13 protein-coding genes and 1 pseudogene are annotated in these 13,518 nt (G+C 71.4%); 9 read left to right on the plus strand and 5 right to left on the minus strand.

The window, feature by feature from the left end; all coding sequences use genetic code 11:
- Positions 1–122 precede the first annotated feature (122 nt).
- Positions 123–416 carry a hypothetical protein gene (locus G401_RS0132125; protein WP_027345713.1) on the plus strand — a complete coding sequence of 98 codons (294 nt, stop codon included), beginning with the start codon at positions 123–125 and terminating at the stop codon, positions 414–416.
- On the opposite strand, the gene G401_RS0132130 is transcribed toward G401_RS0132125, so the two are convergent.
- The 5 genes and pseudogenes from G401_RS0132130 to G401_RS49910 form a co-directional block, all read right to left on the minus strand.
- Positions 403–1,194 (minus strand): hypothetical protein, encoded by a 792-nt coding sequence (locus G401_RS0132130; RefSeq protein ID WP_027345714.1) that lies wholly within the window; start codon positions 1,192–1,194, stop codon positions 403–405. The genes G401_RS0132125 and G401_RS0132130 overlap by 14 nt on opposite strands.
- The gene (locus tag G401_RS49895) at positions 1,191–1,736 is read right to left on the minus strand and encodes a SigE family RNA polymerase sigma factor (protein WP_034593781.1); all 546 of its coding nucleotides are present in this window, start codon (positions 1,734–1,736) and stop codon (positions 1,191–1,193) included. The genes G401_RS0132130 and G401_RS49895 overlap by 4 nt, the downstream gene beginning before the upstream one ends.
- Positions 1,737–1,807: 71 nt before the next feature.
- On the minus strand, positions 1,808–3,160 hold the full coding sequence (locus G401_RS49900) for an alpha/beta hydrolase (RefSeq protein WP_211240899.1): 1,353 nt from the start codon (positions 3,158–3,160) through the stop codon (positions 1,808–1,810).
- A 301-nt stretch (positions 3,161–3,461) separates the two neighbouring features.
- Complete coding sequence (locus tag G401_RS49905; protein ID WP_051367453.1) at positions 3,462–4,193, minus strand: DUF4184 family protein; 732 nt, start codon at positions 4,191–4,193, stop codon at positions 3,462–3,464.
- A 65-nt stretch (positions 4,194–4,258) separates the two neighbouring features.
- Positions 4,259–5,331, minus strand: a pseudogene (locus tag G401_RS49910) (DUF2332 domain-containing protein).
- A gap of 37 nt (positions 5,332–5,368) precedes the next feature.
- On the opposite strand from G401_RS49910, the gene G401_RS0132155 reads away from it, so the two are divergent.
- The 8 genes from G401_RS0132155 (at position 5,369) to G401_RS0132190 (ending at position 13,506) form a co-directional block, all read left to right on the plus strand.
- On the plus strand, positions 5,369–6,571 hold the full coding sequence (locus G401_RS0132155; protein ID WP_027345715.1) for an outer membrane protein assembly factor BamB family protein: 1,203 nt from the start codon (positions 5,369–5,371) through the stop codon (positions 6,569–6,571).
- 96 nt (positions 6,572–6,667) lie between these two features.
- Entirely contained in the window at positions 6,668–7,267 is a 600-nt protein-coding gene (locus G401_RS49915) for a PadR family transcriptional regulator (RefSeq protein WP_034593783.1), read from the plus strand.
- A complete protein-coding gene (locus tag G401_RS53625; protein WP_051367454.1) occupies positions 7,264–7,617 on the plus strand; it encodes a hypothetical protein in 354 nt (117 codons plus the stop codon). The genes G401_RS49915 and G401_RS53625 overlap by 4 nt, the downstream gene beginning before the upstream one ends.
- 70 nt (positions 7,618–7,687) lie before the next feature.
- Entirely contained in the window at positions 7,688–8,278 is a 591-nt protein-coding gene (locus G401_RS0132170; protein WP_281174218.1) for an HAD family hydrolase, read from the plus strand.
- A 476-nt stretch (positions 8,279–8,754) separates the two neighbouring features.
- On the plus strand, positions 8,755–9,726 hold the full coding sequence (locus tag G401_RS49925) for an SCO2525 family SAM-dependent methyltransferase (RefSeq protein WP_157546644.1): 972 nt from the start codon (positions 8,755–8,757) through the stop codon (positions 9,724–9,726).
- 56 nt (positions 9,727–9,782) lie between these two features.
- Positions 9,783–11,621 carry an SCO2524 family protein gene (locus G401_RS0132180; RefSeq protein ID WP_027345717.1) on the plus strand — a complete coding sequence of 613 codons (1,839 nt, stop codon included), beginning with the start codon at positions 9,783–9,785 and terminating at the stop codon, positions 11,619–11,621.
- Positions 11,621–12,538 carry an SCO2523 family variant P-loop protein gene (locus G401_RS0132185; protein ID WP_027345718.1) on the plus strand — a complete coding sequence of 306 codons (918 nt, stop codon included), beginning with the start codon at positions 11,621–11,623 and terminating at the stop codon, positions 12,536–12,538. The genes G401_RS0132180 and G401_RS0132185 overlap by 1 nt, the downstream gene beginning before the upstream one ends.
- Positions 12,523–13,506 carry an SCO2522 family protein gene (locus G401_RS0132190; protein WP_245601908.1) on the plus strand — a complete coding sequence of 328 codons (984 nt, stop codon included), beginning with the start codon at positions 12,523–12,525 and terminating at the stop codon, positions 13,504–13,506. The genes G401_RS0132185 and G401_RS0132190 overlap by 16 nt, the downstream gene beginning before the upstream one ends.
- Positions 13,507–13,518: the final 12 nt, after the last annotated feature.

The following is a 13,518-nucleotide window of genomic DNA, read 5'->3' on the forward strand; positions in this document are numbered from 1 at the left end:
AACGGCTCGCCCAGACTAATCATCATCACGGCCCTGGGCGTCGGCACCAGCCGTACGCGATACCGTGCCGCGACCGCCTCCCAGAACCTGGCGTAGACGCGAACGTATGGGCGAAGGCCCGGGTGCACCGGCCGGGTGACCCGCCACAGTCCGCCGACCCGGTCGACGGCGACACCGTGGCGGAAACTCTGGCCGACACCCTGGCCGACATTCCGGCCGCCGCCCTCGATGACGTCCACGCGACCCCCCGGTCACCAGGATCCCGCACCGGCGGCGGTGTGTCCACATGCGACTGGCTGCCCACCTGCGACTGGCTGCCCACCTGCGACTGGATGCTCACCTGCGACCAGGTGGCTTGTGCGGGGGCCGGCAGCCGGCCCCCGCATCCGATCAGGGAGCCGCTCAGGGAGCGGTGACGACGACCGGCTTGCCGTAGTCGTGATAGGACACCGTGGTGAGGCTGGTGACCGTCTCGCCCGGGATCGACTCCGTGAACTCGACCGAGAGGACCCGGCTCGTCGCCACGTCGACCTTCACCGTGCCGGCGTAGTGCAGGGTGGCGAGCTCACGACGGTCCTCCGAGGTGAACTTCCAGCTGTCTACGCCGTTCGAGCGGCCCGCGTACGTGGTGTCGCCGGCCGCCTTCAGCTCGTCGAGCAGCCCCTTGGGGTCCCGGACGAAACCCACCTTCCCGCCGACCCCGCCGGAGAAGCACAGTCCCTTCTCCCGCCGCCACGAACCGCCGCTGTCGACCCAGCAGTAGCCGCCGACCTGCCGTTCCTCGCTGAACTTCAGGTTGGCGGCGTCGCGGATGAACGCGTTGCCCGTCGCCGGGTCGTAGCCGCCCTCGAAGGTGACCGGCCGCGCGTCCGTGCCCTGGTAGCCGATGTGCATCGTCAACCGGTACGGGACCTGCTCCGACGTCTGCGCGGCCAGCGCCAGCGAGACCGGCGCGGCGACCGCCGCGGGCCCCTGCTGCGTACCGGGCTGAGGAGAGGGCTGATGAGAGGGCTGATGACCGGTCAGTGCCCAGCCGGTGGCCACCACCGCGACGGTCAGCACGGCACCGGCCGCCGATACGCGACGCGTACGCAGCTTGTGCCGGCCCCGGCGGATCAGATCATCGGTGGGCGGCGGCGAATCCTCGCCGGCTTCGCCGAGCGTACGCAGGCGGGTGGAAAGATCAGGAGTCATCGGGGGGACACCCCTTCCGGGTCGGAGACGGGCAGAAGTTGACGCAGCCGGGCGAGCGCCCGGGCGTGCTGGCTCTTCACGGTGCCGACGGAGCAGCCGAGCGCGTCGGCCACCGCCTTCTCGCTGAGGTCCTCGCAGTGCCGCAGCACCACCACCGCCCGCTGATGCCAGGGCAGCGCGAGGAGGGCCGCGCGCAGCTCCGGATCGGGGAAGGCGGAATCGCCGGGGCCGGCCTGCCCCGCGACGGCGGAGTCAGGCACGGCGTAGTCGGGCACGGCGTCGACCAGCCGTTCCCGCCGCCGTCGCCGCCATCCGCTGACGTTCCCGTTGACCAGCGTCCGCCGCAGGTACGCGGACGGATCGCCGGTCGCGGAGACGCGCCGCCAGTGGGTGTACAGCGAGACGAGACTGTCCTGCAGGAGTTCCTCGGCGAGATGCCGGTCACCGGTCAGCAGCCGGGCGAGCCGCAGATACGGCGCCCAGACCGCGGCCACGAAGTCGGCGTACTCGCGGTCGCGCCGGGAGCGGTCATCCGTTGTCATGCCAGCCACACGAACCTGACCCCGAAAAGGTTGTCAGCCGGCCGCGACCGCGTCCGGCAGGCGTACGAAGATCACCAGGGCACCGGCCGCCCGGCATCGGCTGACGTCATGTGCTCGGGGCTCGCCGGCATCTGTCCATCGCGCCCGGCCGTTGCGGGCGAAGCCGGGCAGCGTACGTCTTTCGCGGGGCGCACGCCGTAGGCGAGGAACGCGGTGACGCGTGCGTCACCGCAGGCGTTGCCGTTGTCGAGGTACGAGCCGTGGCCACCGGCGTCGACGCTGACCAGCCGGGCCCGGTCACCCAACGCCGCCCGCAGGTTCAGCGCCTTGCTGTACGGGGTGGCCGGGTCACGCAGGTTCTGAATCAGCAGCACGTTCGACGGCCCATGCGGGGTCACACGCACCGGCGGCTCCTTCGGCGCCGGCCAGAACGCGCACGTGTAGATGTTGACCGGCATGCCCGCCGTGAGCGGATAGGCGTGCCGGTTCGCCGCGACACCGGCCGCGTACGACTGGATGTCGCGCGGCCACGCCACGTCCTGGCAGATGGTCGCGGTCACGACCGCGAAAGTGTTCTGCAGCGCCGCCTCGGGGGCGGCGGCTGTCGACGGCATCGGTCCCCCGGCGATCGCCGCGCGCATCAGGGCGGCGACCTGCGGGAAACCGGTATCGGAGTACAGCCCGTTGAGCAGCGTCGCGCGCAGCGCGTTGCCATCGAACACCGGCGGGTCGGCGCCGGGCCAGGCCAGCGGGGCCGTGTCGAGCCGGGCGGCCAGACCGAGGTACGTGGAGCGCACGCTCGCCTCATCGGCGCCCAGGTGGTATTCGGCGTCGCGAGGGCCGGCCCAGGCCGCGAAATCGGGGAACCGGTCCTCGACACCGATCGCGTAGTTGGCCGCCCAACCGCGCTCGACCAGGGCGGGATCCGGGTCGTCGTTGCTGTCGAGCACGACCCGGTCGGTGCGGTCGGGATACATCGTGGCGTACACCGCGCCGACGTACGTGCCATAGGACACGCCCCAGTACGAGAGCCGCTGTTCGCCCAGAGCCGCCCGGATCGCGTCGAGGTCGCGAGCCTCATCGCGCGTGGAGATGCTCCGCAGGACCGATCCGCCGTTGGCCCTACAGGCGGCGGCGGCGCGCTGCGCCCAGGCCACGTTGGCGGAGATGTCGCCGTTGGGAGCCGGCCACGGCATGAACTTGTTCTGCTCGACGTCCTCAGGTGCGAGCCGGCACGAGACCGGGGTGCTCGATCCGACCCCCCGCGGGTCGAACGATACGAGGTCGTAGCGGTCGAGGACGGGTCGTGGGAGCTTGCCGATGTAGGCGCTGGGCCGGTTGAGCCCGGAGCTGCCCGGGCCGCCGGGAATGAGGACCAGCACGCCACGGCGTTGAGCCGGCTTCGCGGTGGCGATGCGCGACACCGCGAGGTTGATGCGCCGACCGTCGGGCTGGGCATAGTCGAGGGGTACCGAGAGTGTTGCGCACTCCTGTCGCGGGTCGACGTTGGTCCCCGCCGGACAAGCCGACCAGGTGGGCGGGGTTCGTGTCTCGGCGTCGGCGGCTGGTACTACGCCGGCCGTAACGCCGGCCGTAACACCGGCTGTAACGCCGGTCATGACGCCGGCCACGAGGATGCCGCCGCCTACCAGGAGGGCAGCCATGGTTCGTCTCATACGCACCAGCCTCACAGCATGATCAGCGGCATACGACCGTGCCGGCCACCTAAGTGGGGGTATGGCCAACCCGAACACCCGAGAACGCGGACGCCGCCAGCAGCCCGGCCGCGAAGACCGCGAGCAGGCGTACGAAGATCACCTGAGGGGCGGTCGCCATCGCCAGGAACGGCTGCACCGCCACGCCCACAGTCCAGACCACCCCCGCGACCACCCAGAATCTCCCGGACCATGGCGCGGCGGCGGGCAGCGGCACCTCCCCCTCCAGCAACCATCCTGTACGCCGGATCCGCAGCGCCAGCACCGCCACGACGACCGCACCCACCACAGTCGATCCATAGTGGAGTACGCGCCACCAGGGCTGCCCCGCGAACGCCTCCGCGCCCAGCCAAGGGAAGTAGACCGTGCCGTGATCCATCGACGCGTGGGTGACCAGGTCCCACAGCCGGTGCGACAGCGCCCCCAGGTACGCGCTCGTCAGCACGATGTACCAGCGGTGCCGGTGCCGGCCGAGGACCGCGTACTCGGCGAGGACCGGGACGTGGGCGGCGACGGCCGGGGCGGCCCGGCGTACCAGCCAGGACAGCACCACCGTCACCGGTACGCAGTACAGCGCCAGCGCCGCCCAGGAGTGCGCGTCGAAGTGGATGTACGGCTCGGTCGCGTACGGCAGGTCCGGTGCGGTCGAGCCGACGACCAGGGCCACACCGTCGAACCAGCGCGGTCGCCAGAGCTTCAGCGGCAGCACGGCGGCCGCGTGCGACGGAAAGGTCAACGGCATCCGCACAACGTACGCGATCACCGTATTTCCGACGGGGACCGAGCCTCCCGCCGCGCTCCGACGGGTCAGCCCGCCAGCCATTCGAGCATGCGGCCGCGCAGCCAGCAGCGGCCCAGGGCAACGGGCACAGCCCTGGACGGCTCAGCCTCGGACAGTACCGCCCCGGGCAGCGTCAGGCCGATGATGCTGTGGCCCGAGGCCGGCCGGTCCCCCAGAGTCGGTACGCCCGGCGCGACGCCGACCCCTTCGACCGACACCCACGCCACCGCCCGCTCCGAGGCCGCTTCGCCGAGCCGGTCGGCGAAGCGGGCGCGCTCGCCGACCGGGTACCGCGCCAGCGCCCACGTGGTGAGGACGACGGGCAGGGCATCGGCCGGCACCCGGGCGACGGCCGCGGGCAGCAGGTCGATCGGGTCGCCCCGCAGCAGCTCGGGCGGGTCGGCGGCGGCCAGCGCCAGCTCCGCGGCCAGCCTGGTTGCCTCCTCCGGCCGGTCCGGCGGCACGCAGGCGCGCGCCACCGCGCGTCGTCCACATCGGTGACGTCGAGCGGGTCGCGGTCGACGCCGATCCGGGCCACGACCGCCGGTATCGCAGTGGTCGCGACGGCTCCGCGCCCCACCGGCTTCGCCGACATGCGTACGGGCGACGCCGGATCGCCGAGGACATCATGGCCGTCGTAGGTGACGGCGACCCGGTCGACGCTCAGGTTGAGCCCGGCCGAGCAGCCGAGGTCGATCAGGCCGACCGCGCCGGCACCCAGCCGCCGGGCCGCTTCGGCGATGGCTGGATACAGCACGGCACAGCGCCCGGTCTCGCCGTCCTTCACCGTCCGCCGGGCGGCGAGGGCGGCGACCGCGCCGGCGTCGCGTACCAGGGTGTCGATCGCCGCGGCGGCCGCCGCGTCGCCGTCGCCGGAGGTGTAGGCCGCGGCCAGCGCCGGGGCCCGGCCGTTCAGCGCGAGATCGTGCAGCGCCGCGAGGATCAGCGCCGGTTGCCGCCTGCGCGCGGGCGCCGCCTCGATCGCCCGCAGCGCCGCCGGCGACCCGCCCAGCGCCACGGCGACCCGCTCATACAGCGGTGAGGTCCCGGCCGCGTCCACACCGAAGCGCCGGTACGCGTCCGCGAGCGTACAAGCCATGGTCGAAGTGTAGGGATCGAACCGGCACACTGGGACAGTGATCGACCTGGGTGTTCCCGTTGACCATGAGCCCGGCGCTCCCCCGGCTCCCCCTTGGGTACGCGGCTTCGGCCGCCGCCGGACCTTCGCGCTGCTCGGCGTGCTGGTGATCTGCGGCGGGCTGCTCGGCGCCGCCACACCGGCCGGCCCGGGCGCGGAGATCGTCACGGTCGGCGGCCTGGGCGACACCAGCGCGTACGAGGTGGCGGGGGACGCGCTCGTGCTGATCACGAGCGCCCGGATCGCGGCCTACGACCTGGGCTCGGGCCGGCCGCGCTGGGAGCTGAGGCTCGACTCCCCACCGGACAGTGCCCAGGTCTACGGCGACGCCCTGCTGATCACCCGGCGCCCCCGCGGTACGCGCCCCGCGGACACCGAACTGCCCGAGGGCACCGAACTGGTCGCGTACGACGTGCGGACGGGGGCGGTCCGGTGGACCCGGCACGCCGAGGTCTTCGGCGAGTTCGGGGAGACGGGACTGCTCGTCACGGAGCCGGGGACGCCGCCGGAACTCGTGTCCATCGACGTCCCCCGCGGAACCGAGCTGTGGCGTCGCCCGGCGCCCGACGGCGTCGACCGCGACTTCGACTGGCGGCCCGCGTACATCGGGGACGGCGGGCATTCCGACAACCTCGTCGAGCTGGCGGCGGACGGCACGGTCACGGCCGTCGACCTGCGCAGCGGGCGGGCCGTGTCGACCGGCGCGGTCCCCGCCGGCGGCGGTGAACGCATCGTGTGGCAGGGCGTCCTCGGCGTCTCCTACGCGGCCGAGCACCGGATCAGGTTCTACGACCTCGACGACCGGCTCCGTCCCCTGTGGAGCTTCGCGTACACGGGTCAGGAGCCGAATCCCTGCGGGCCCGAGGTCGTCTGCGACTACGCCGACCAGACCCGGTGGCTGGATCTGCGTACAGGCGAGGATGTGACGGCGCGCGAGGCGGACCGCGACGCCCGCGAAGGCCGGGAACTCACGGCGGCGGGGTGGGCTCGCATCGGCCCGGCCACGGGCGGCCTGGACCTCGTCACGACCGCGCACGCGTCCGGTTGGATCGGCCGGTACGCGCCCGGCAAGCCGGTGTCCGTCCTGGTCCGGCTGCCGCAGCCGGTCGACCGGTGCACGGCGACGGCGGCCTGGCTGGTGTGCTCACGGACCGGCGAGGACGCGGTGTACGCGGTCCGCCTCGCGCAACTGCCCCTGTAGGAGACGCCTCTCCCCGGCCTGATTTCCCCTTGTCTCCCCTGGCCTGATCTCTCCTGGCCGCGGTATAGTGCAGACTGCACTAATGAAAGGAGCACCATGCAGCGCCCCGACCTCGTCGCGCTCACCGTGCTCGCCCTGCTGAACCTGCGGCCGGCGCACGCCTACGAGCTGCAGCGGCAGATCGCGGACACGCACAAGGACTACGTGACCGGCCTGCCGCGCAGCCTCTACCACGCCGTCGAGCGGCTGGCCGGCGACGAGCTGATCGTGCCGGTCGAGACCACACGGGAGGGCCGGCGGCCCGAGCGGACCGTCTACGAGATCACCGACGAGGGCCGGCGGGACCTCGCCAGCCGCCTGCGCCGCCTGCTGGAACAGCCCGACGGCGATCGGACCGGCCTGGTCGCGGCCGTCTCCCTCATCGGCGCCCTGCCCGTACGCGAAGCCGCCCGCGCCCTGCGCCACCGCACGGCGGACCTGGAGAGCCGCATCTCCGGATGGACGGCGCACATGCGGGCCCTGACCGACAACGGCCTGCCCGAGGTGTTGCTGCTGAAGCTCGATTACCAGCGCGCGCTCGACACCGCCGAGCTCGACTGGGTCCGCGGCGTCCTCCAGCGGCTCGACGCCGGCACCCTCGACTGGACCGACGACCTCCGCCGGGCCGCCCACCTCCCCACCGAAGGATCATCATGACCAGGAAACTGCTCGCGGAAGTGTCGGCGGTCGTCGCGGCGTCCCCCGACAGGGTGCTGCCCCTCGTGCACCGAAACGTCACGGCGATGGGCCACGGCACGGTCGCCGTGACCGCGGACACGGTCTCGCTGCAGGGCGGCTGGTGGTACCGCGGCGAATGGACCGTCGCCGAGCATCCCGAGGGAACCCTGCTGGTACACCGCGTCTACAACGTCGCCGACAGTCCCTACTGGACGGTCGCCCTGGCCAACAAGCTGTTCGTCGGGTACGCCGAGCAGACCCGCCGCGCGGCGGCCGGCACGATCGCGAAACTGGGCGGCGAACTGCACTGCGCCACCCGCCTGATCTAGCCGCCCGCCTGATCTAGCCGCCCGCCTCATCCGACCGGCCGGTACGCTGACCCCCGGTACGCTGTTCGATGTGCTCACGCTGCCTCCGGGGGACTTCGCCGCGTACCTGTTCGACTGCGACGGGACCATCGCCGACTCGATGCCGCTGCACTACCGGGCATGGACGCGGGCTCTCGGCGAATACGGCTGCGCCTTCCCCGAAGACCTCTTCTACGCGTGGGGTGGGCGTACGGTCGCCGACATCATCGCCGACCTCGGCCGGGACCAGGGCCTCGACCTGCCGGTCGCGGTAATCGCAGCACACCGCGAGGCGTACTTCCGCGAACTGCTGCCCCAGGTCGACGCGGTCTCCGAGGTGGTCGAGCACATCGAGTCGGGACACGGCCGCCTGCCGATGGCCGTCGTCTCCGGCAGCACCCGCGACTCGGTGACCGCGTCCCTGACCGCCCTGGACCTGCTCGACCGCTTCGACGTCCTGGTCTGCGCCGGGGAGTACGCCCGCCCGAAACCCGACCCGGAGGCGTGGCTGACGGCGGCCCGGCTGCTCGGCGTACCGGCGGCGGAGTGTCTGGTGTTCGAGGACGCGGAGACCGGAATCCAGGCGGCTCGGGCGGCAGGGATGGCCGTGGTACGCGTACCGCCGCCATGGGAACGCGCCTGACGGACAGGCGGATCGTCATCCCCGCGATGGACGCGTCCGCGTGTCGGACGCCGAGTCCGTCGCACCGCCACCCGGACCGCGCACGTTGTCGTGATGGAATACGCTACTGCACGGCCGAAATTCCACTAGAGTCTGCAATGGATCTCGCTTTTCGCTGGTGGCGGGGCACCTCCCAGCAGCGGCGAGATCATCGTGCGAACTCGACCGACTTGTGTTTCCGAGGTGTTTCACACGGCCATGCCCGGAATAACCCATTCGAATGATATCGTCGCCTCGGCGACGGTCGTTGGTCTGTCCGTCGGGCCCCGGCCCGGCGACGACGGTACCCATTCGTTCGGCGTCGATTCGCGCGAGCTGGATTCACCGCCTGGGCTGGATTCACCGCGTGGGCCGGATTCACCGCGTGGGCCGGAATCACCGCGTGAGCCGGTTTCATCGCATGGTCTTGATTCAAGGGTGTGAGCACGATCGTGGCCATGGTCGGCGAGAAGATGCGCGGAGGCGAGCTGTCCGCGGGCGCGATCCGGGTCACTCCGACGGCCGTCTCTCCTGTGTCGAGGGCTTCGCGTGAGATCGCCATTGCCCGCTGGGGCTGGCGCGACTGGGTCGCGGACCTGGTCGTCTCGCTGATCCGGTACGCCACGCGACTCGGCTACCGGGCCGCCAGCCGCAGGAACGTCAATCGGGCCTGGGCCTGGGACAGGTTCAATCCGGTCCCGTACTTCAAGCACAACTACGCGACGCTGCGCAAGGACGACCGCCAGATCCTCATGCACGTCCGCGACTTCTTCACCGCACACTTCGACGGCGAGTCCATCCAGGACATCAAGCGGCGCCGCCTGCACGGCCTGGACATCGGCAGCGGGTCGAACCTGTATCCGGCGCTGACGATGCTGCCGTTCTGCGACAAGATCACGCTGCGCGACTATTCTCCGCGCAACGTGCGCTGGATGCGCAACGAGGTCCGCCAGCCGCACCGGTCGTGGAAGAGCTTCTGGCGGGTGCTGGCCAAGAGCGAGCCCTATGGACGGCTGCCGGGTGGATTCGCGCAGGCCCTCAGGACGCGGGCGGTCACACAGCACGGATCCATATTCGAGCTGCACAAGAATCACTGGGACATCGGCACGATGTTCTTCGTCGCCGAATCGCTGACCATGGAACGCCGGGAATTCGACGTCGCGGTCACCAGGTTCGTGGAGTCCTTGCGCGACGGTGCCCCATTCGCGTGCGCCTTCATGCGCAACTCCAGCGGCTATCGGGTCGACGTACGCGACTTTCCGGCGGTTGCGATCGACGAACTCGACGTGCAAACCTGTTTGGACAAGGTTGCCGACAAGGTGCACGTCCACTTGATCGAGTTGAAGAATTCGGGAACGCCGCTGCGCGACGGCTATGGCGGAATGATCGTCGCCACCGGCCTTCGCCGGAAGTTCTCGCCACTGAAATGAGGTGGCGCTCTCTCGATCGAGATCGGTGGGGATCGGGAGAGGGTGGCCGGCCGCTCATGAGGATTCAACCCCGGCAGCAGCTTCTGGACATCTGGCGCGCCACCGCCGCCGCCTCGCTCGCCGACGACGGCACGTGGAAGGTCGGCGGCCGCGACGACTCGAATTCCATCAGCGACGCCGAGCAGCTGCTGTGTCTGATGACGCCGGCCAACGAGATCGCCAACTTCCGGCTGGCCCGGCCGAACGAGATCGACGACGAGGTGCTCGACGCGCTGGCGAGGCTGGGCGACCAGGTGACCCTGCCGACCCTGCTGGTACGCGTACTGACGGACTATCTGCAGAAGTACCGGGACGAGAAGGGGGTGCCGACCTTTCCCGGCGGGACGTTCTTCACCCCGCCGGCGGGTGTGGAGCTCTCCGAGGAGCAGCGGCGGCTGGAGGTGGTCGAGTCGTTCTCGTCGTCGGTGACGCTGACCCTCGCGACGCTGGCCTTCGCGCGTACCTTCCGGGGCCAGGTGACCCGGCAGGATCTGGTGAAGTCCCTTCTCGAACTGGAGGCGCTGGCGAGCGACCGGTTGACGGCGGCGCTCGTCGGGCTGCTGCGCAGCTTCGCCATCCTGGTCTATCCGGCGAACTCCGACGAGTGGCGCAACCTGATCACCTCGATCAACCAGGCGGGCCAGCCTGAGCACCGGGTCGCCGAGGCGCTCTCGCAGGACCTGCGGGAGATCCGGGCCAGCCTGCTCGACCTGTCGACCGGATCGGGTACCGGCCAGCGGACCAAGGACGATCTCCGGGAGACCAACAGCCTGTTCCAGTGCGGCTGGTCGTGGGGTGTCGTCGAGGACGCGCCCCAGGTCGACGTCAACGTGCCCGGCCAGTCCGAGGGCGTCGCGTTCGACGGGCCCTACCTGTACTTCACCGTGGTGGCCCTCGACGGCATCGCCGACCTGTTCAGCACCCGCACGCGTACGCTGAACCTGCTGAACGAGGAGCAGCAGCGGCTGGCGCAGGCGCTGCAGATCCGCTGGGACCTGACGCAGGCCTACTGGGCGGTGCTGGCGAGCTTCGACCCGACGAACCGCAACCGGTGGCCGCTGGAGGACATCCCCTGGTTCACCAGCGACGGCGCGGAGTCGGACTACTTCACCCTCATGGTGACCGCGATCTCGATGACCGACATCGTGACCCGGCGGGCCGACACCGACCTCGGCCGGCTGGGCCGGATCCTGTCGGAACTGGCGAGCCGGGCCCGCATCACCCGGCGGCCGCTGCCCGGCGATCCGGCGCTCGCGCTGCACCAGCCCGGGGTCGCGATCGCGCTGGAAGGCACCGAGAAGGCCAACGGCGAGCGGCTCAGCTGGGTCGCGCAGGACTTCGCGGCGCTGCTGCTGAAGCGGACGATCCGCGTCGCCGACCTGCTGAAGGACATCCAGCTGCGCAGTGATCTGCTGGAGCTGGCCGACGACATCTGGGCGCACCTGGTGCTCCGGCGGCAGGCCGGCGGGCTGTGGGACGAGCCGGCCGGCGCCTTCGACGACCTGCGCCACCGCGACGACAAGCCGTCCTGGCACTACACGATCCGGGTCGTCGAGAGCCTGGTCCAGGCGGCCAAGCTCGTCGGCAGCTCGCCACTGACCAGCGGCCGGCTGCTGTACGTGGCCAACGACCTGATCAGCGAGGCGGACCACCTGTTCGACCGGCAGCTGCTGACGGGCTCGGCGACCGGCGGTCCCGCGCTGCAGACCAAGCTCGGCGTGCTGCGGGCCGACCTGGAACGGGCACGGACCATTGTGGACACGCAGCCGGGCACCGCGCTGGCCCTCGTCCAGCAGGTCCTGCTCTCCCTGGATCGCCTGGCCCTGGCCGGGCAGGACGCGACAAGGGGCAGCTGATGCTGGTCTTCGCGACGTCGGACAAGGGCGGCACCGGCCGCTCCGTCACCTCCTGCAACATCGCGTACCGGGCCGCGCTGCAGGGGCTGGACGCGTCCTATCTGGACTTCGACTTCGGGTCGCCGACCGCCGGTGCGATCTTCGGCATCGAATCCGCGCTGCGCGGGGTCCCCCGGGACGGGCTGCACAGCTACCTGCGGGGCAGCGCCGCAGAACCGGCCGTGCTGGACGTCTGGACGCTGTCGGACCGCGAGGCGCTGCACAGCCGCCCCGACACCGCCGGCCGGCTCGCCCTGCTGCCCGGCGACGAGGGCGGCAGCGAGTTCGCGCCCGGCCCCGAGGTCGTCGAACGGTGCGCCCGGCTGCTCATGCGTCAGGAGGAGGCGTACGACGTCTCGCTCGTCGATCTGAGCGCGGGCCGCTCCCACGCGCTGCAGATCGTGCTGGCCGCGCTGCGCTCGCCGAAACTGGCCGGGGTCACGGCCCGGTGGCTGGTGTTCCACCGCTGGACACGCCAGCACATCATCGCGGCGCACGGTCTCGTCTACGGTGCGAAGGGGCTGCTGTCGGCCGCGGAGGCGGCCGGACACACCGCCGAGCGGTTCAAGGCGAGCGTGCGGTTCGTGCGCACGGCCGTCGTCGACCCGAAGTCGCCCGAGCTGGCCGGCCTGCGCGCAGAGCAGGTCACGTGGCTGGTCGGGCTGAATAAGGGGCTGCGCAGCCTCGCCAACGGCCTCGGCGTCGGGCACACGTCGGCGCTGGGCCAGGTTCCGCTCGATCCCGTGCTGCAATGGCGCGAGCAGATCATCTCCGACGACGACACGATGCGCCGCGAGATCGCCAACCAGGCCACCGTGGACGCCTTCGTCGCCCTCGCCAAGCACCTGCGCGAGGACGATCGGTGGCAGCCGCTGTGACCGCGGGAGCGTTCGTCGAGGAGAGCGCGACCACGCGTACGGTCGGCGTACCGATGGCACACTTGTCCGTCGAGCTGGGCCACCTGTACATGGACGACTTCGCCCGCGGCGAGGGACACCTGCGCGAGCACTTCCGGCGCGTCGCCCCCTGGGTCGCCGCCGCCCGCGCGCACGCCACCGACGCCCTCGGCCGCCGCGCCCGGATCAGCACCTGCTTCCTCATCGACGACTACTTCACCCAGTTCAGCTCGCCCGCCGTCGTGCTGCCGCAGATCATCGCCGCCGCCGGCGCCGCCGGTCTGTCCATCGACTATCTGGTACGCGAGTCCGCCTGCGCCGAGGCCGACGGCGTACCGCTGGCGTCGCTGGTGCACAGCCGCATCGTGGACGACCCGCCGCCGCGCACGACGGGCGAGCGGCCGCCCGCCACCGAGAGCGGCTGGCTGTGCAACGGCGAGCGCAGTCCCGGCTGGCAGGTCATGGCCGCCCTGGAGGACGCGCCGGCGTGGCGGCCGCCCAGCCAGAACGCGGCGGTCAACCACTCGATCTTCATCGACGTCGAGATGTGGCGGGACGAGAAGGAGGGGCGGCTCTGGTCCTGCCCGTTCCTCGCGGCCGTCTGGCAGCTGCTGCGGCTGGGCCTGCTGCGCGACGACGGCCGCCCGGTCGCCGTGCCCGCCGACCGGCCGCCGAGCTGGCCGGCGGCGTGGTCGGAACTGCCCGCCGCCACGCGGCTGACCGAGCGGCCGGCGCCGTTCGCCGCGTACCGGACGTTCTCGGTGCTGGCTCCGCGGTTCGCCGCCGTGGAGACGGCCGTGCGGACCATTCTGAGCCAGGTGCTGCCCGACGCCGGGGTGCTGGCGGAGATCCGCTCGCGGGCGGACGGCGAGAACCTGTACCTGCCGGCCGAATTCGTCGATCGCATCGAGTACTCGTTCACCGGTGCGTCCTGGTCGACACCTCAGTAGTCTTTCCCGGCC

It is taken from the genome of Hamadaea tsunoensis DSM 44101, assembly GCF_000428945.1.
GTDB lineage: Bacteria > Actinomycetota > Actinomycetes > Mycobacteriales > Micromonosporaceae > Hamadaea > Hamadaea tsunoensis.